Source organism: Candidatus Trichorickettsia mobilis (genome assembly GCF_963422225.1).
Lineage (GTDB): Bacteria > Pseudomonadota > Alphaproteobacteria > Rickettsiales > Rickettsiaceae > Trichorickettsia > Trichorickettsia mobilis_B.
On record NZ_OY728607.1, the window covers coordinates 942,984 to 961,550 of the forward strand.

The 18,567-nt window shown below is 35.0% G+C and carries 15 protein-coding genes and 3 pseudogenes; 7 read left to right on the plus strand and 11 right to left on the minus strand.

The annotated features are described in order from the left end of the window. Window positions 1-7: 7 nt before the first annotated feature. From hemB to secA, 3 genes are all read right to left on the minus strand, one after another. On the minus strand, window positions 8-994 hold the full coding sequence (hemB, locus tag R2I74_RS04410; protein WP_316354159.1) for a porphobilinogen synthase: 987 nt from the start codon (window positions 992-994) through the stop codon (window positions 8-10). Window positions 995-1,030: 36 nt separating this feature from the next. Further along, the gene (locus R2I74_RS04415) at window positions 1,031-1,909 is read right to left on the minus strand and encodes a gamma-glutamyl-gamma-aminobutyrate hydrolase family protein (protein WP_316354160.1); all 879 of its coding nucleotides are present in this window, start codon (window positions 1,907-1,909) and stop codon (window positions 1,031-1,033) included. A 179-nt stretch (window positions 1,910-2,088) separates the two neighbouring features. After that, window positions 2,089-4,818 carry a preprotein translocase subunit SecA gene (gene secA, locus R2I74_RS04420; RefSeq protein ID WP_316354161.1) on the minus strand — a complete coding sequence of 910 codons (2,730 nt, stop codon included), beginning with the start codon at window positions 4,816-4,818 and terminating at the stop codon, window positions 2,089-2,091. Window positions 4,819-4,973: 155 nt separating this feature from the next. Here secA and R2I74_RS04425 point away from each other — a divergent pair, with 155 nt between their 5' ends. The 3 genes from R2I74_RS04425 to R2I74_RS04435 all read left to right on the plus strand — a co-directional run bounded on the left by R2I74_RS04425 (window position 4,974) and on the right by R2I74_RS04435 (window position 8,084). Then, complete coding sequence (locus R2I74_RS04425) at window positions 4,974-5,852, plus strand: peptidylprolyl isomerase (RefSeq protein ID WP_316354162.1); 879 nt, start codon at window positions 4,974-4,976, stop codon at window positions 5,850-5,852. A 407-nt stretch (window positions 5,853-6,259) separates the two neighbouring features. Further along, entirely contained in the window at window positions 6,260-7,249 is a 990-nt protein-coding gene (gene lpxK / locus R2I74_RS04430) for a tetraacyldisaccharide 4'-kinase (RefSeq protein WP_316354163.1), read from the plus strand. Then, window positions 7,212-8,084, plus strand: coding sequence for an LpxL/LpxP family acyltransferase (locus tag R2I74_RS04435; RefSeq protein ID WP_316354164.1), 873 nt, complete (start codon window positions 7,212-7,214; stop codon window positions 8,082-8,084). Before lpxK ends, R2I74_RS04435 begins: the two co-directional genes overlap by 38 nt. 12 nt (window positions 8,085-8,096) lie before the next feature. Here R2I74_RS04435 and R2I74_RS04440 read toward each other — a convergent pair. Next, window positions 8,097-8,171, minus strand: a pseudogene (locus tag R2I74_RS04440) (IS6 family transposase); the annotation flags it as partial. A 52-nt stretch (window positions 8,172-8,223) separates the two neighbouring features. Between R2I74_RS04440 and R2I74_RS04445 the strand changes: the two are divergent. Further along, complete coding sequence (locus tag R2I74_RS04445) at window positions 8,224-9,063, plus strand: hypothetical protein (protein WP_316354165.1); 840 nt, start codon at window positions 8,224-8,226, stop codon at window positions 9,061-9,063. A gap of 310 nt (window positions 9,064-9,373) precedes the next feature. Here the strand turns inward: R2I74_RS04445 and R2I74_RS04450 are convergent. Together R2I74_RS04450 and R2I74_RS04455 are read right to left on the minus strand one after the other, a co-directional pair. Beyond that, window positions 9,374-9,811, minus strand: a pseudogene (locus tag R2I74_RS04450) (Dps family protein). Window positions 9,812-9,820: 9 nt separating this feature from the next. Further along, on the minus strand, window positions 9,821-10,711 hold the full coding sequence (locus R2I74_RS04455; protein ID WP_316354166.1) for an Rpn family recombination-promoting nuclease/putative transposase: 891 nt from the start codon (window positions 10,709-10,711) through the stop codon (window positions 9,821-9,823). Between the two features lie 680 nt (window positions 10,712-11,391). On the opposite strand from R2I74_RS04455, the gene R2I74_RS04460 reads away from it, so the two are divergent. Then, window positions 11,392-12,618 (plus strand): acyl-CoA desaturase, encoded by a 1,227-nt coding sequence (locus R2I74_RS04460; protein ID WP_316354167.1) that lies wholly within the window; start codon window positions 11,392-11,394, stop codon window positions 12,616-12,618. Window positions 12,619-12,684: 66 nt separating this feature from the next. Continuing rightward, entirely contained in the window at window positions 12,685-13,470 is a 786-nt protein-coding gene (locus tag R2I74_RS04465) for a hypothetical protein (RefSeq protein ID WP_316354168.1), read from the plus strand. Window positions 13,471-13,495: 25 nt separating this feature from the next. Here the strand turns inward: R2I74_RS04465 and R2I74_RS04470 are convergent, their stop codons facing one another. The 5 genes and pseudogenes from R2I74_RS04470 to R2I74_RS08200 all read right to left on the minus strand — a co-directional run bounded on the left by R2I74_RS04470 (window position 13,496) and on the right by R2I74_RS08200 (window position 15,227). Beyond that, entirely contained in the window at window positions 13,496-14,005 is a 510-nt protein-coding gene (locus R2I74_RS04470) for an ADP-dependent NAD(P)H-hydrate dehydratase (protein WP_316354169.1), read from the minus strand. Between the two features lie 32 nt (window positions 14,006-14,037). After that, entirely contained in the window at window positions 14,038-14,373 is a 336-nt protein-coding gene (locus R2I74_RS04475) for an NAD(P)H-hydrate dehydratase (RefSeq protein ID WP_316354170.1), read from the minus strand. 412 nt (window positions 14,374-14,785) lie between these two features. Next, complete coding sequence (locus R2I74_RS08190; protein WP_394355856.1) at window positions 14,786-14,866, minus strand: Na+/H+ antiporter NhaA; 81 nt, start codon at window positions 14,864-14,866, stop codon at window positions 14,786-14,788. Next, window positions 14,839-14,964, minus strand: a pseudogene (locus R2I74_RS08195) (Na+/H+ antiporter NhaA); the annotation flags it as partial. The pseudogene R2I74_RS08195 and the gene R2I74_RS08190, both read right to left, overlap by 28 nt. After that, window positions 14,907-15,227 (minus strand): Na+/H+ antiporter NhaA, encoded by a 321-nt coding sequence (locus tag R2I74_RS08200; RefSeq protein WP_394355822.1) that lies wholly within the window; start codon window positions 15,225-15,227, stop codon window positions 14,907-14,909. The gene R2I74_RS08200 and the pseudogene R2I74_RS08195, both read right to left, overlap by 58 nt. Window positions 15,228-15,527: 300 nt before the next feature. Between R2I74_RS08200 and R2I74_RS04480 the strand changes: the two genes are divergently transcribed. After that, the gene (locus R2I74_RS04480; protein ID WP_316354171.1) at window positions 15,528-18,503 is read left to right on the plus strand and encodes a DVUA0089 family protein; all 2,976 of its coding nucleotides are present in this window, start codon (window positions 15,528-15,530) and stop codon (window positions 18,501-18,503) included. Window positions 18,504-18,567: the final 64 nt, after the last annotated feature.

Below are 18,567 nucleotides of genomic sequence, written 5' to 3' on the forward strand. Positions count from 1 at the left end.
TTTTTACTTACCTTTGACCTAAAATTTCAGCAAACTCTAAAGCTGCATAGCTAATAATAGCCGAAGCCCCAGCTCGCCTAAACGCAATGAGAGACTCCATCATACTTTCCTGCCAGCTAATTGCTCCAGCTAAAGCACCAAATTTTAGCATCGCATATTCACCACTAACTTGATAAGCAAAAATACTTGACTCAAAATTAGTTGCTGCTGCGTGAATTACATCCAGAAACGGCATTCCAGGCTTGATCATCACCATATCAGCACCTTCCATCAAATCTTGCTCGATTTCACGCATCGCTTCTTTAACATTACGTATATCCATTTGATAAGTAGCTTTACTTAAATACAACCCTTTACTACTACCCACTGCATCACGAAAAGGAGAATAAAAACTGGAAGCATATTTAGCGGCATACGCTAGAATATTTACATTGATAAATCCTTCATCATCCAATCCCTCACGTATCGCTGCTATTCTACCATCCATCATATCTGATGGGGCTACGATATCAGCTCCTGCTTTTGCTAATACCAAAGCTTGATTACATAGAGCTTCGACTGTTTTATCATTATCAACATCACCATCATCACCTACAATACCATCGTGACCATGAGTAGTGTATGGATCCAGTGCGATGTCACATATTACTCCTATATTAATTCCAGCATTCTTTAAGCTCCTGATAGTTCTACAGAGCAAGTTATCCAAGTTATAGGCTTCATCTGCATCATCGCTCTTTAATTCCTGCTCAATACAGGGGAATATTGCAATTGCCTTAATCCCAGCTTTTGCTGCTTTTTGCGCAGTTACTATTACCTGGTCTATTGAGTATCGATAAACACCAGGCATAGTTTTTATTTCCTGCTGTTGATTTTTACCTTCGGTTACAAATATTGGTAATATCAAATTAGCTGGAGAAATGGTGGTCTCTGCCACTAATTCTCGTAACCATTCGACCTTTCTATTACGCCTTAATCGTACTGTTGGATACATAAATTCTCTCAATTTATTGAATATACCTTAATAAAGCTAAAAGGCAGCCTCTACTAGTCCTTTAAATATAGCAAAATCTATATCATTTTCATTTAAATATTCAGGATGCCACTGTATTCCTAATACAAATTTATGCTTTGTCGACTCTATTGCTTCAACAATATTATCTGCTGCGGTTGCTGTTATAATCAAACCATCGCCTATCTTACCAAGAGCCTGATGATGATTTGAGTTTACCATCACCTCTTTATTAGACCTCCTCACAAACTCTACTCCTGTGGACAATTGCGTCGTCGCTCCGGTGCTCGAATCCTCACGTACTATATGTACGCTGCTGTTCTCCGCTCCGTATGCTTCTAGCACTTGTGTCACAGAAGCGAGTTTGTGAGGAGGTCTATTTTCTATTAACTTCGATAATATACTACCTTCAACTATATTAATATTATGGGCTGGTGTATGTTTAGTATCTGGTTGTTTATGGTTAATCGTAGAACTTATGTAATCAGGTATATGTTGGATCAGATCGCCACCCAAAAATATATTTAATAACTGCATCCCATGACATATTCCTAGAAATGGCAAATCTCGTTCTATAGTCTTTTGCAAAATTGCTAGTTCGAAATCTGTTTTCTGATCATCATTTCTTACCTCAACATATTTAGAATTAATCTCTTGGTGGTAAAATTTAGGATGAATATCTTCATCACTTCCTGGAATAATTAATCCATCTACCAGATCAAGAACCTCTTCTATTGCCTCAATTTGATAAGGTATCATTATTGCTATTCCACCAGCCTTAGTGATACTTTCTATATAATTCTGCCTTAATACATACCACGGAAATGATGAATATCTGTATTTTTCAGAATCTTCAGCCAAATCTAAAACAATGCCGATTACTGGTTTTTTTCTCATAAAACAATTACCTCAATTTACCTCAATTAAAATTACACTGCATATTTCAAGCAAGTTGATTGGTGGGACGAAGTTAAACTTTGAGAAGAGCTAGGAGTTCTGAAGTCGAGCACCGCAGCGTATACTTAAATACGCGAGGAGCACAGATCTTCAAGAATGACGACGCCAATTCTCAAAGTTTAACGAGTACCATGGCAGTGCTTGTATTTCTTTGCCGACCCACAAGGACACAGCTCATTTCGCGCGATCTTACCCCAGCTGGTGGGATCATCTTGCACTCTATCCTGAGGATCAACGTAAGCTTTAATCGGTTGCAACGACGTTTCTATACTAGCCCCAGAATTATACTTAGAAAATGCTGGATCCTCTCTGGTTTCACGCATTTGCTGTAGCCGCTTATGCGCTAGTGACAGCGCATTACGATCTAGATGTTGTGCATCTATATGTAAATAGCTTACTCTCTGGACAAAAAGCTCTCTTAAACATACTAGCATATTTTCAAACAGCGTAAAAGCCTCTCTCTTATATTCATTTAGAGGATCTTTCTGGGCGTACGCTCTGAGCGAAATTCCTTGTCTTAAATAATCAAGATTATGTAAATGATCCTTCCAAACCTGATCAAGAGTGGTAAGTAAAATATACTTGACCGCATCCCGCATAATATCGACACCATAATTACTACGTTTCAGCTCATAAAGATCATTAACCATCTCGGTAATTTTTTTGATAATTTCGACTTCAGTGACACTCTCATTTTGAATAGTTGCAATATCAAATTTTATAGAAAATATACGTAATAACTCACCAGCTAAAGCGTGCAAATCCCAATCTTCTCGATATGATTTTGGTTTAATAAATGATAAGACTATACTTTCTATTGCCTGCTCCATCATGTTATCCAAGAAATAGCTAGCATCATTGGCTAGAATAATTTCATTTCTCTGTTCATAAACTATTTTTCGTTGATCACTCATCACATCATCAAAACGCAAAAGATTTTTACGAATCTCAAAATTATGCGCTTCTACTTTTTGCTGTGCTTTTTCCAGTGAACGACTAATCATTGGATGATGGATAGCTTCTCCTCCCTTTAAGCCCAATGTACGGAGGATTCCAGAAATACGATCTGAAGCAAAAATACGCATTAGATCATCTTCTAGTGATAAGAAAAATTTAGTGCTTCCTGGATCTCCCTGTCTACCGGATCTACCTCTTAACTGATTATCGATTCTACGGCTTTCATGTCTCTCAGTACCAATAACAAACAAACCTCCAGCTGCAATTACTTGTCGTTTATCTTCCATTATTTGTTGCTTAATTTTATCTACCGTCGCTTTATATTCTTCTGCTGCTAAACTCTGTGCATCTAGTTGATCTACTAGCATATCCTCATTACCACCAAGCCTAATATCAGTACCGCGTCCGGCCATGTTAGTAGCAATGGTTACTGCTTTCAGCCTTCCTGCTTGCGCAATAATATAAGCTTCCTGTTCATGAAATTTTGCATTTAATATGTTATGTTTAATTTTATGCTTCTTGAGTATTGCCGATAATTCTTCTGATTTTTCAATACTGACAGTACCAACAAGAACCGGTTGCTCACGTTCATAACAATCTTTAATCAATTTTAAAATTGCTTCATACTTATCTTGCTTGCTACCATAAATCTCATCATCATAATCAATCCTCTGTACCGGATGATGAGTAGGTACTGCCACTACCTCAAGATTATATATATCTTTCAATTCTGCCGCCTCGGTCATTGCCGTACCGGTCATTCCTGACAGTTTAGGATACATTCTAAAATAATTCTGAAAGGTTATGGAAGCTAATGTTTGGTTTTCATTTTGAACCTTAACTCCTTCTTTGGCTTCAAGCGCCTGATGCAGGCCTTCCGAATATCTCCTCCCTTCCATTATCCGACCAGTCATTTCATCAATAATCATTACTTTGCCTTCTTGCACGATATAGTCGACATTGGCATTAAATAACGTATGAGCTTTAAGTGCCTGATTAACATAATGAACCAAACTTAGATTCTCAAAGTCATATAGGCTACTACTACCATTAGTAATCAAATTTTGTACAATCATTGCTGATTCCAACTGATTAATGCCGCTCTCAGTTAAATTCACTGTTCGCAGTTTTTCATCTTTTTCATAATCAGCAGACGTTAACTGTCGCACCAACGTATTAATTTCATTGTAAAGTGTGGAATTATCATCTACAGGCCCTGAAATAATTAATGGTGTCCGCGCTTCATCAATCAGAATTGAATCTACTTCATCAATAATCGCAAAATTACAGGCACGCAGAACTCTAGTTTCCTCACTATATTTCATATTATCTCGTAAAAAATCAAACCCCAGCTCATTGTTGGTAGCATAGGTGATATCCTGTAAATAAGCATGACGCCGGTCTGCATCACTCATATTGCTAATAATACACCCCACAGATATACCAAGAAATTCATAAATCTTACCCATCCATTCAGAATCACGTTTTGCCAGATAATCATTTACCGTTACAATATGCACTCCCTTACCAGTCAAAGCATTTAAATATGCCGGCAATGTTGATACCAGAGTCTTTCCTTCACCAGTACGCATTTCTGCCACCATATTTTGATGCAATATTAACCCACCAATTAACTGTACATCGAAGTGTCTTGTCCCGTGCACTCGCCTTGCTGCCTCTCTTACTACTGCAAATGCTTCATAAATCAAGCTGTCTAAAGTATTGCCTTGCGTAAGCCTATGTTTGAATTCAGCAGTTTTATCTTTTAGTTCTTGATCTGATAATACTTGTATTTGAGGCTCTAATTGATTAATTTTAATAACTTCTGGACGTAATTTTTTAATTATCCGGTCATTAGCGGTGCCGATGAATTTTTTTAGTATTGAAAACATTAATTAATCCTGTATTTACAAAATAACCATATTAAAATATGGTATTTTGCAAATTTAGCAAACAAATTGTAAATAGCTGTTGACGAATGCAACATATACTTCTAAAAGAACTAATTATATTTAAATAAAATTAACAGATAAATATGAGCCAAAAAATGAAAAAATTAGCCATAATTCTCTTATCAGCTAGCTTAACATACAACACAGCTTTTGCAGATGATGCTGTTGTTGCTACTTATAAGGGTGGAGAAGTACGTGAATCCCAAATAATGCAACAATTTAAGCCAGCATTAGATATGCAACCTGGAAATAAGGATAAAAAATTCTCAGAATTTGATCCAAATTTACAGGAAGCACTAGTTCGTGGCTATATCAATGTCCAGCTTCTTAATCAGGAAGCCAAAAATCTTGGCATTGAAACTGCAAAAGAATTTCAGGAAAAATTAAATAATGTTAAAACTCAGCTACTGCAACAAGAACTTATTGAGCGTCATGTAAAATCCGCAGTTACTGATGCAATGATTGATGCTGAATTTAAAAAACTAGTTGATAGTTTAAAAGGTCAGGAAGAAATAAAAGTTAGCCATATCTTAGTTGATAGCGAAGAAAAAGCTAAAGAAATCAAAAAGAAATTAAGTAAAGGCGCTAAATTTTCAGCATTAGTCAAAGAGTTTTCAAGTGACGAAGGCTCAAAAGTAAATAACGGTGAACTTGGCTATATTACCAAAGGACAATTAGTTCCTGAGTTTGAGACCAAAGCTTTTTCAATGAAAGTTAAAGAAATTTCTGATCCAGTAAAAACTCAATTTGGTTGGCATATCATTCAAGTGCTTGATAAAAGAGCTGCGCAAGCGCCTACAGCAGAGACTGAAAAACCTAATATCACCTCTAGACTTAGTAGAGAAGCTGTAGAAAAATACTTTGCAGATTTAGCAAGTAAAGCTGATATCAAGTTAAATTTACCAAAATCAGAAGCTAAGCCGGCTGCAGATAAGGCGGCACCAGTTCCAGCTGCTGCTGAGCCTACAAAGTAAGATAGTATTCAATGACTGAACTGTGTTAAAATTTGGTTCACTTAGCAACAAGTCATCTGAACAACTATGGTCATTCGTGATGACCCTTTGGTTGTTCGTGATAACTATAGTTATAAAGTGATGTAGTTTATTGAACCATACGCACCAAACGTCATTGCGAGGCGCAGCCCAAGCAATCCAGTAAACCGAGTATATCTTTTGGATTGCTTGGGCTGCGCCTCGCAATGACGTTTATATTGTTTCTTTTTCCTTAACTTGACGAGTGTAGTTTATTGAACATTTTTAAAGTAAAATAACATCGCAATATTTAATTATTATCCCTCCTGCTTCAGCAGGTGTACATTACCTCTCAGTTGTCGAAGCTTTCAGCAACTATTAGGTATCCAACCTCAACAAAAATCTCGAGAGTGTTCAAACTCAATTATCCTAAATTCTGGTATAACAAAAATATTGTAGCTTGCTTATTATGGTTACCAAGTAAACTCTATTTTATCCTTGGAGTAATTAGGCGTTATTTTGCAAAGCCGATAACATTTCCAGCAACAGTGATTTGTGTTGGTAATGCTAGCATTGGCGGCACTGGTAAGACTCAAATAGTAATTTGGTTAATTAAATTGCTAAAAGCAAAAAATATTAATACCATAGTAATTACAAAAGCTTATAAAAGCTCAGTAAAAACCGCGCTTTTAGTTCAAAAACACCACACTGCCTATGATGTAGGCGATGAATCGTTACTAATTTCAAAATATGTTACAGTTATTGCAGCAGCAAAAATCCAAGACGCTTTAGTTCTTGTTGAATCCTTAAATCCTGAAGTGATAATAGTTGATGATGGTCTGCAGAATCCAAATTTCACTAAGGATTTCACTATTTTATCAGTTGATGGTTATCGAGGGTTTGGTAATGGTTGGCTTATACCAGCAGGTTCGCTACGTCAATACCCGTCTGCAGCTTTTGATATCGCTGATGTGGTCGTTATATTGGAAGATACTGGTAATATTGCATTACAACAAACGATGCTCTCCTGTAGTAAACCAATATTTAATGCTACTAGTATTGTTAACATTGATTTAGATAAAACTAAAACTTATTTTGCTTTCTGTGCTATAGGCAATCCTGATCGTTTTTTCAACACGCTTCAAGCAAACGGACTAAGGCTTGCAGGATTCAAGACATTCCCAGATCATCATCATTACTCCGATGATGATTGTAAATATTTACAAAATCAAGCCTGTAACTTACATGCTACCTTAATTACCACTAGTAAAGATCATGTTAAAATCTACAATAAATTATTAGCTGAGAATCTTGAAATTAAATTATCTATTAACAATCAAGAACTATTACAAGATTTAATATATGAAAAAATTTTTAAGAAAGATAAAACATATAATTGAATATGTTTTATTCTTAGCAATCATAAACTTGCTTAAGCTTTTGGGTATCGATAGGTCAGCAAATTTATGTAGTAACCTTGCCAAAAAAATTGGACCATTATTACCAGTAACTCGTATTGCCAAAAAAAACCTACAAGCTGTATTTAGTGATAGTATAAATCATCAACAAGTCATTAATGAGTTGTGGGATAATTTTGGCCGTTTTATCGGTGAATTTCCTTATATGCCAGATATTTCTGAAATTGAAATCTCAAAAAGAGTGCAAATAGAAGGGATAGAGCATATAGCAGAGCTACAAAGATTATCTAAACCTTTTTTGCTATTTACCGGACATTTTGCGAACTGGGATTTTGCACTTAAGATTATCAATAAATTATATTATAAATTTGCCATAGTTTATCGAAAAGCAAATAATCCATATATTAATCGTACAATTAATAATTGCCGGGCTAGTAATAATATAGCTTTGATCGCCAAGGGACCACAAGGAGCAAAAGATCTAATTCGAGCAATGAAATCCGGGCATTCAATCGCCATGCTCGTCGATCAAAAAATGAACGATGGCATTAAAGTACCTTTTTTTGGTAAGCCAGCAATGACCGCTCATGCTATTGCTAAGTTTGCTCTACAGTTTAAATATCCCATTGTCCCTTGCCAAATTATCAGGACAACTGGCAGCTATTTCAAAATTATTATCCATTCCCCATTACAATATGAACAAACAAACGATCTCAATATTGATTGTTATAACATCATGTTAAAAATTAATCAGATACTGGAAGAATGGATCAAACAACGCCCTGGTCAATGGTTCTGGTTTCATAATAGATGGTGAGACAATAAGTGAACCGTATTTACAATACCAACGTACTGCCCATATGATTATATCGTATTTAAAGTGGCGCCCTTTGAACAAGTTCATATAAGATCATAGTTTTCTCTGAAGCATATCTACAAAACCAGAATTTGCAACAGTGCCATTTTATGGCTTGTTGCGTTCAAGTGAAAAAGGGGCAGCGCAGGGCTTAATTAAACGTTGGATTAGTCAGAATAAGTACCTAGAATCTTTAGTGGGGATCTATGAACTAGATGCTTCTTTTTTGAAATTAATATATGCAAAAGCTAAGAGTACAAATAATTTTCAGTTATTAACACAAATATTAAATCTTAAAGAGGTTAGTAAACCTTTTAAATTAGAAATAATTGAGGTGTTTACAAAAAGTAAGGTTCCATTAGATCCAGGCGTTTTGTATGCTTTAATTAAAGATCTAGATAATTCACATTTGGATAAAATTCTCGATAACTTATTATGCATCAAGGAGCTAAAAAATGATTATTTATACTATATAGAAAAAATTGCTGCTAAAAGGCCAGCAATTATAATACCGTTTTTCCAAAAAGTATTTGATACTGATTCCACTATAACTACATATGACTTTCAAGAAGTATGGGCTATAGGAGAGTGCCTTACAGAATCGTTAGATAACCTTGATCTTTATACAGATCTAAGTCCCAAATTATTCAGCTTCCTTTTTTCTATAAAAAATAAGAAAGTACAAAATTTGTTACATAAATTAATTGATACTAGGGATAAAATAACTTTTATAGTTAAGCTTTTTGGTTGGTATGAAAAACGTGATTTAAACGCTAATAATAATATAGAAGAAATGTTAAACGTAGTGTACTATTTATTAATATCCAACAATGAATTAAGTTGCTCGATAATTAAAGAACTAGAGGGAATGATTACTTTTGTATCTAACTCTACGGTTGGTAATTCGGTAGTAGTGAAGCATATAAATCCAGGCAAGTAATCATAGAGAAATGGCAAAAATGCAATACCCGAGTAAAGGATTTTGCCGAATCTGTAGACAAAAAATTGAACCAGATTGTAAAATCTAAGAGATCTCGTGAGGAACTGCAAGTTATAATGAACTAAAAGTTTAATATAGATATAAATAAATTTTGGTGGGTTCATTTTAGTTTTTAGCTATACGTTAATAGTCTATTATAAGCGGCTCTATAATACTGGTCTATTATAAGTCATGCAACGCTTTAAAATAGACAGGATTTTGTTGGTCTACGTGAGGTAACTCATAATGACATCAATGCGTAGAAATGATATTATATGCCGCTGTTTAACATCAATGCGGCTTTACGGTGAAATGTTAAGCGCTCGATCATAAAATCGGCTACTACCTCGTCTCCTGCTTTTTGAGCTATTTCAAGTGCTTGCTGTAAAGTTTTTTGGATTACTGCCTGATCGGCCGCTAATTTTTCAATCATCTGTTGCACAGAAATATTTTCATCGCCGGATTTAATCGAAGTATTTTTTATATAAGCATCAAACGTAGCCGGGGCTTTCTTACCTAAGCCCCTAATGAGTTCAGCCACTGTGTCAATAGCTTTTGCAAGATCAATGTACTGCTCTTAGAATAATAAATGAAGTTCTCTAAAATTTGAGCCCTCAACATTCCAGTGATAGTTCTGAGTTTTTAAATACAGAGCATAATTATCAGCGAGTACAATCTTAAGTGCTTCTACTACGGCTTCATCGGTCATAATACCTTCTTAGTCTTTAAGTTTTATAATTTCTTCGGTGGATAAACCAGTAGCGGTAGCTATAGTATTAATATCTATATTTTGAGATAATAAATTCTTAGCAATTTCTATATTTCGTTCAGCCTTACCTTCTTCTCTACCTTCTTCCCTACCTTCTTCCCTACCTTTCTGTTCATATTTTTTTAAAGTATTAGCTTCTATCATAAGCCATTTAAGATGATCTTCATAAGCTTCTCTTTCTTCGGCAGTAAAATTCATTACGTTAAGTACATTGATAGCTTTCTTGAGATCGGGATTATTTAATTCTTGGGGTAAGTTATCCGCAATAAGCAAGTCGTTTCTGGTGAGGAACGCCAACCACATATCCAGTGCATTCTTTATCTTAAGCACAATATCAGCTAGCTCTTCATCGGAATTATCGCTAAATTTCTTAAGTTCTATAGTATGAAGTTCTAAATCCTTGAAATATAATAACCCGGTTTCTTTCTCGGTAATATGAAATACATTATGATACTTCTTTACCTCAGGTATAGAGGTAAAATTAAGTATATGAATACCTATGGCTTTTGAAAGCTTGGAATAATCTTCTGCTACCTTTAATTGCTCAGTATATATTTTAGCCCAATAATATAAGGCTCTTTTATCATAATCGGCTTCATCACTAATCTGAATTTCGATGTTAAATCTTTTGCCGTCCTGATTGGTAGCTTTAATATCTAGTATTGATAGTTTATCAGTTTTAAAGTTTTTAGGATTATAAGGATTAAGCAAAGTAATATCCGATACCTGATCTTCCGCTCCTACGATTGAATTAATCAAGGATATCAGTAAATCTTTGTTCTCTTCCACGCCGAAGATTTTCTTGAAAGCGATGTCTACTCTAGGGCTAATTTTGTTCATATGGACTTGTTTTTGCTGTATATCATAGAGCTAAATTATAGTATAAATAGCATTAAAACACTAGTGAATAAGAGATATTAACTTTAATTTACAGTATATCTAAGTTTTAACTTTTCAGCTAGATAGTAGTAGTTAGCTAGCAGAGCTTTAAAAAATTGGTCAAGGCGAATTACTTAGTCGTGTCGACTAGTAATTGCCTACGCCTGCGGCTTGACAAGTTTATTTAAGTTCTGCTAATTACACTTTATAAAATGAAAAAGGGCGAGATAGTAGTTTAAAGAAATCTTATTCTCTGGCGTTTAAGAGTTTGGTAAGTGTGAATTGCAATCAATTTTTGACCCCTTTGGGACAAAATTATAATGAGAATTAACTCTCTCATTTAATCACAGTAAAGCCAAATAGAGTATAGCTTACAGAGTTTTATTTTTTAATTTTAGTAGGGTTAATTTTGATTACAATAGGGGGTCAAAAGTTGATTCCCAATCTACACCGATTTTACTAGCCAATTTTTCGGTAATTACAGTTGTCGGTAGACATACATGACGCATCTGTTTGCGGATTAGATAAAAAGGTGGTATAAGAGCCAAAAAAGTACTTGTGTTTTTTTTACAGAGTAATACTCTACCAAATAATTGTCTAATTTGTAGTTCAAAAACTTGATTTATCTAAAACAGTTTGCCATGAAAAATATTAAAATAAATTATATTGCTGGTGTTGTACTGATAGTATATCCGTTAATAATATGTTTTTTAGGATTCCTTTACTGGAATAAATTCGGAATTTCTACGTTTGAAATTATATGTATTATTGCCTCTTTTTATACTTTTTGTATTTCTGTGGGGGTAGGAATACATAGGCTATGGGCGCATGGATCTTACAAAACAAACAAATTTATCGAGTTTGTTTTAGCAGTAGTATCAGCTGGAACCTTGCAAGGACCAGTGCTTGCTTGGGTTTCTGATCATGATAAACATCATTCATATACTGATGTGTTAGGAAAAGATCCACATACTCCTCTAAAGTACTGCCTGCTAGAAGAAAATAAGAATGAGTATTCAACTAAAGGAAAATTAAAAGGGTTTTTTTGGTCGCATATAGGATGGATGTTAGATGGCAGAGCGCCTAGAAAACAAATAGAGAGGAGTGCTTTAAAGAGGTTAGGAAAAAACAAAATCATTATGTGGCAATTTAAAAATTATTGGAGTATAGCAATAATAGTGAATACATTAGTTCCATTTTGTATAGGTTATGCTATAGGTGGTAGTTTGCAATATTCCCTAGCTGGATTCATATTTATTGGTATTGGAAGAGCCATCCAGCAACAAGCAACTTTCTGTATTAATTCTGTAGTGCATTTTTTTGGAAGCAAGGAATATGTAAACAGTACTGCAGGCGATATACCATCTTTATTTTTTGTGTTTCTTGGAGAGAATTGGCATAATTTTCACCACGCCTTTCCACGTGATTATAGGAATGGACATAAATGGTATCAATTAGATGTGCACAAATGGATAATAGCGCTAATGGAAAAGTTAGGTTTGGCAAACAATGTTGTGAGAACACCTCGTGAACGGATTAAGGCAAAAGTTGAACTGACAAAACAGCAATTCTCTACTAACATAAAAAAGCAATTAAATGATATAGATACTCTGTTAATTAAGTTAATTGAAACTTTAACAAAAGAAATGGACAAACATCTTAGTCAAGTTAGCACAAACGTAAGTAATAAATTAATAAAATTCAAACAGAAAGCTTTGTTTCTTGAAAAAAGAATGGAATATTTAATAAATAATTCTAATTCTATAAAACAAAAAGAAATAGAAAAAATTCTAATAAAACTTAAGCGGTTGGAATTAGATTCTGGCAAGTATATTGCAACTCATTGCGAGTTTCGTTTTAAAATTTGATCAAAAATTTGTAATGCACGATAGGAATTGCAGATTCTAAAAAAAACTTACTATTGGATTATTTATATGAAACAAAGTTTGTTTGACGCTTTATTTGACATAAAACATAACATAATAGGAATGTTTTGTACAAAAGAATTGATTGCTAAAGCTAAAACTGTAGATAACATTACAGAGACCAAGACGTTACAAACGTTTAATTATCTCTTTCAAAATCAAGCTAAAGAATTAGATTTACCAGAAAGTTTAGATGTACTTACTGTTGAAAATCAGGAGTTAGCAAGTAACGCTATAAACCAAAAAATACACTCTGAAGTATTAACACTCTTTGATTATGTGGAGTATCAGGATACTTCACCACTCACCCCATTTCTTTCTTCGAAAAGCCATATGCTGATTGAAACTCTGAAAAAACTAGAGATCCTCAGTTCTTTGGCTTGCTATATGACTGCTGATAATACTGTTTTACAGATACTAAATGATGTTTTTTTGGAATATGCTCAAGAAGTCAATTTGGCACAAAATTTAAATATACTTACTGTTGAAAATCAAGAACTAGCAAATAAAGCTATGGATGTTACCGAAATTCAAATAATAACATTTGAACTAAATAAGCTTTTCCAATCGGCGGTATCGGCAGAAATAACATGTAATGGGTTACTCTTAGCGATTAATTACGCAAATTATGCTAATAACAATACATTACAAGCACTCAATAACGTCTTTCAAGAGCAGACTAAAGGGGTTGATGTATTTAAAGGCTTGGATTTATTTACTGCTGAAAATCGTAGCTTAGCAGAATACCATATATCTGAGCTACTTGGGTCTTGTGATGGAGTAGTTGAGATTTGATCTGACAGACTTAACAAACCGTCTCTCATTGCTTGTTCCCTGGGTTCACGAGATGTCTAATATGTGGCATGAGGTCTGTAGCAAGCATCCCTCTTTCTCCTTCTAAGGCCGCAATATCAGCTGCAAATGAGTGCACATATACACCAAGTATTGCTGAGGTTGTGGCGCTATATCCTTGAGCCATCAATCCACCTATAACTCCGCTTAAAACATCTCCCATACCAGCACTACCCATTCCTGGGTTGCCATATTCACATAAAACAGTCATTTTGTTGTCTTGCTCTCCTAGAATTAAGCTGCCTGACCCTTTTAGTACAATACATTTGCCATATTTTGCTCGAAGAGCATGGATTGCATGCAATCTGTCGTGTTGTATCTCTAAACTCGAACAACAGAGCAGTCTTGCAGCTTCACTTGGATGTGGTGTGAGGATACAGTGATCACTCAGAACTCCTCCTGACTTAGCTAGTATATTTAATCCATCTGCATCGAGTACTGTATGAAGGTTAGCTTTGAGCGCAATATTAAACATCATCTGAGCCCATGCACTTTGTCCAAGACCTGGCCCTATATGATTGTTGTAGCTTTTTCAAGTAACGCCTGTAGCGTACTTGCCTCCTCTACTGCGTGACACATTACTTCCGGCCGATAGGACGTAATATAAGATGCATGTTCTCTTCTAGTTGCTATACTGACAAGTCCTGCACCTACTCTTAGCGCTGCCTCTGCAGCCATTATTGCAGCTCCTATAAATCCATAATCTCCACCAATCACAACTACATGCCCATTATCTCCTTTATGACTCAGACGTGATCTTGGATGCAAGATTACCTTCAGATTATCAAATGTATATTTGATACATCCTTCAGCTACTTTTTCAAAATCTATATTTAATATATCCATATACTTTTTGACTTAGTGATTTTGCTTACTTCTCTATAGAAAAGCGTTGATTACTATTCTTTTATTTCGCTCAAATTCCTCAGCCTAATATCTCATTTTTTATAATTATAACAGCAGTACCGTAACAAAATATTTCCGTGGCATAAAACCCTTTCCCGCTAGTTTCAGACGTATCATATTTAAATCCTATAATGGGGTTCTAAGCGTAAACCTCAGATTTTTCCGATACAGTCTTGCGTTGATCTAAATATCTAATATTAGCAGCTTGATTACCTCATCCAAATCAATAATATTTTCAGCTGAATTAATTGTCTACCGACAACTATAATTACCAGAATATATAAATAAGTTGTAGTAATTTTTTTCTATTAAAGATCCAAAAACAAGCAAGTAAAGGCAAGCTTATCCATATCTATAACAAATTAAAGTCTGAGCTATAAAAAATTGCAATAATGATAATTGCTCCTAAATCATCAAATATAGCAATAGACAATAAAAAAATACTTTTATTGAAGTAGGAAGAGCTCCTCCAATTAAGTTAAACAAACAAATTGCAAATGCAATATCGGTAGCGCAAGGAACGGCAAAACCCGGATAGTTTTCCGATAGTTTATGTTAATTAAAAGGTAGAGCACTGCCGGTACAACCATCCAGCCTATTGCTGCCACAAGAGGTAATACTACTTGTCTTTTGTCGGATAAAGATCCTTCGTGAAATTCATACCTTAATTCCATACCGATGTAAGAGAAAAAAATTACCATTAATATATCTTTTACAATCGACTCTAATGATTGTTCTAGGTAAAAAAAACTGAAGAAAGCTTGATAGGAGAACTGATAAATTCGTAATACCAATCAGTAGTATTTGATAATATGAGAGTGCTCCACATAGCTGCAATGGCACTGTTGCAAATTCTGGTTTTGTAGATATGCTTCAGAGAAAACTATGATCTTATATGAACTTGTTCAAAGGGCGCCCATTATTTTTTACTTATGTATATTAAAATAGGGGATGCTTCCGTTAATATAACATAAAAACCGCTACTATATATTTATAATATCTAATCAAATATTTAAATTATAGTGCGTTAGCAATATATTAACCTCTATTACTTTAAGCTTTTTTGTAGTCATATTAATTCCATAAAAAGCATTATGCCTTATAAAAAATTGTTCAAGCTATTGACTTATACTACCACTTTACTAACTAGCGCTGTATCTCAAGCGGCTGGTTTGGTAGAAGTTATTAATAACTCTAATTTAAGCAGTGGAAGTGGTTTTAAAAACCCTGCTTCTTTTATCACTGGATCCACTATAAAAATCGATCCTTCTGCTCAAATAATTTTGAATAGCCGAATAGTATTTGGTCCTAATAATTATACGACCGTAGACCATTGGCAAATACACCATAACGGTGGAGGTTTAGTAATAGATGGCTTTGATGGGCCAGATGGAGTAGATTTTGATTCGTATCTATACTTGTTTAGCTTAAATAGCGATGGCTCTATAGGTACGCTAATAGCTGATGATGATGATTCAGGTGAAGGATATCAATCAAAAATAACCCAGAATAACCTTCCTGCTGGAGATTATATAATCTCAATTGGAGCTTTTGAATTAAGTGAAAGTGAAGCAAGAGATACTATTAATGATTATCCTAATAATAATAGCTCAGAGGGACTTTGGGTACCTCAAAGAGATGGAGATTATATACTTAACTTAATGGGAGATACTACAGTTACTAAAGGCCCTAGAGACCCTCAAGGTACTTCTTTAAATGGATATTTAATTAATGTAGATATTCCTAATGTGGAGATAAGAGCTATAAACATAAATGGTACTCCTGGTAAGCTCATGGTAAATGAAAATTTAAGCTTAGGTTCAGTAGTAGACAACTCAGGAATAGGTATAAAAATACCGATTGTTATAGCTGAAAATAAGATCCTAGCACTAACCGGAAAAAGTAGTACCATAATAGAATACGGCTTTGATGCTAATCCTAATGATTATAGTGCAGTAGAGTCTATCAATTATGACAACAAAAACGGGCTATTAAAAATAAGCAGTACTAATAGTAGTCCTATTCTGCTGAACAACAGGTTTCTTAATGCAGTAAACGGGAATTTACAAATAATAACTCCTTTAACAGTTACAGATAGTTCTATAGGAAATATCGGAAAGGTAAATATAGGAACCGCCTCCTCTCCATCTACCCTTACTGTTAGCTCAGCTGATAATATTTCCATACCTAATACGGCTTTTAATAACTCTAATTCTATCCTAGTTTTAGATAGTACAAATGTCACGAGTAGCACTATTACATTAACTGTTAATCTTGGAGGCCAAATTTATGACGATAACACCGGTGTTAATACTAATACAGATTTAGCTGGTATAATTCGACTTAATGCTAATAATAAGCCGCTCACATTAACTGCTGGAACTAGCAATAAATCTTTAGGAATTGACCTTACTTATAGATTAAAAGAATTACAAATTACCGGCAATGCTCAAACAAATGTTGATTCATCAATCTTTAGTAAGCAATTAACTTTTAATACTAGTGCACCAGTCCGTTTTAATCAACCGGTAGCTCTTGGTGCTAATGGTGTAGTTGCTTTACAAGCTGATACTAAGTTAATCTTCGACAGCAGTGCGGTAGCAGCCGGAGCTATTCTTACTGCAGCAGATACAGCAATCGGTGGTAGTGTGTATGATGTTCTTGCTGCAGCCAACGTTGACACTGATCTGGCCGGCATCATTCAACTCAACGCTAATAATAATCCGCTGACTATAAGTGTTGGGTCACTTGGTGTTAATGATAGCCATCGGTTAAAAGAATTACAAATTACCGGCAATGCTCAAACAAATGTTGATTCATCAATCTTTAGTAAGCAATTAACTTTTAATACTAGTGCACCAGTCCGTTTTAATCAACCGGTAGCTCTTGGTGCTAATGGTGTAGTTGCTTTACAAGCTGATACTAAGTTAATCTTCGACAGCAGTGCGGTAGCAGCCGGGGCTATTCTTACTGCAGCAGATACAGCGATCGGTGGTAGTGTGTATGATGTTCTTGCTGCAGCCAACGTTGACACTGATCTGGCCGGCATCATTCAACTCAACGCTAATAATAATCCACTGACTATAAGTGCTGGGTCACTTGGTGTTAATGATAGCCATCGGTTAAAAGAATTACAAATTACCGGCAATGCTCAAACAAATGTTAATTCACCAATCTTTAGTAAGCAATTAACTTTTAACACTAGCGCACCAGTCCGTTTTAATCAACCGGTAGCTCTTGGTGCTAATGGTGTAGTTGCTTTACAAACTGATACTAAGTTAATCTTCGATAGCAGTGCGGTAACAGCCGGAGCTATTCTTACTGCGGCAGATACAGTGATCGGTGGTAGAGTTTATGATGTTCCTACTGCAGCCAACGTTGACACTGATCTGGCCGGCATCATTCAACTTAACGCTAATAATAATCCACTAACTATAAGTGCTAAGTCATTTGGTGTTGATGATAGCCATCGGTTAAAAGAATTACAAATTACCGGCAATGCTCAAACAAATGTCAATTTACCAATCTTTAGTAAGCAATTAACTTTCAACACTAGTGCGCCAGTCAGTTTTAATCAACCGGTATCCCTGGGTGTTAATGGTGTGGTTGCTTTACAAACTGATACTAAGTTAATCTTCGATAGCAGTGCGGTAACAGCTGGAGCTATTCTTACTGCGGCAGATACAGTGATCGGTGGTAGAGTTTATGATGTTCCTACTGCAGCCAACGTTGACACTGATCTGGCCGGCATCATTCAACTTAACGCTAATAATAATCCACTAACTATAAGTGCTAAGTCATTTGGTGTTGATGATAGCCATCGGTTAAAAGAATTACAAATTACCGGCAATGCTCAAACAAATGTTAATTCACCAATTTTTAGTAAGCAATTAACTTTTAATACCAGTGCACCAGTCTGTTTTAACCAACCGGTAGCTCTTGGTGCTAATGGTGTGGTCACGCTATTGCAAGACGTCAAGATACATGACCTTGTTGCTGGTGGAAGTACTATCTCTGGTATTTCTCCGACGGTAAATCTCAGAACTAATGAATTATACCAATTGCAATAATTAACACGGTGTATTTATCCAGTCTCTATACATAATTGATTTTACTAAATCTACATTCTGAGCA

Excerpts from the sequence above, each read along its gene's own strand:
- R2I74_RS04475 (WP_316354170.1), bottom strand. The coding sequence starts at position 14,373 with ATGGATATATTAAATATAGATTTTGAAAAAGTAGCTGAAGGATGTATC.
- R2I74_RS04465 (WP_316354168.1), top strand. The coding sequence starts at position 12,685 with ATGAAACAAAGTTTGTTTGACGCTTTATTTGACATAAAACATAACATA.
- secA (WP_316354161.1), bottom strand. The coding sequence starts at position 4,818 with ATGTTTTCAATACTAAAAAAATTCATCGGCACCGCTAATGACCGGATA.
- R2I74_RS04455 (WP_316354166.1), bottom strand. The coding sequence starts at position 10,711 with ATGAACAAAATTAGCCCTAGAGTAGACATCGCTTTCAAGAAAATCTTC.
- R2I74_RS04415 (WP_316354160.1), bottom strand. The coding sequence starts at position 1,909 with ATGAGAAAAAAACCAGTAATCGGCATTGTTTTAGATTTGGCTGAAGAT.
- R2I74_RS04435 (WP_316354164.1), top strand. The coding sequence starts at position 7,212 with ATGAAAAAATTTTTAAGAAAGATAAAACATATAATTGAATATGTTTTA.
- R2I74_RS04460 (WP_316354167.1), top strand. The coding sequence starts at position 11,392 with ATGAAAAATATTAAAATAAATTATATTGCTGGTGTTGTACTGATAGTA.
- hemB (WP_316354159.1), bottom strand. The coding sequence starts at position 994 with ATGTATCCAACAGTACGATTAAGGCGTAATAGAAAGGTCGAATGGTTA.
- R2I74_RS04425 (WP_316354162.1), top strand. The coding sequence starts at position 4,974 with ATGAAAAAATTAGCCATAATTCTCTTATCAGCTAGCTTAACATACAAC.
- R2I74_RS04470 (WP_316354169.1), bottom strand. The coding sequence starts at position 14,005 with ATGATGTTTAATATTGCGCTCAAAGCTAACCTTCATACAGTACTCGAT.
- R2I74_RS04480 (WP_316354171.1), top strand. The coding sequence starts at position 15,528 with ATGCCTTATAAAAAATTGTTCAAGCTATTGACTTATACTACCACTTTA.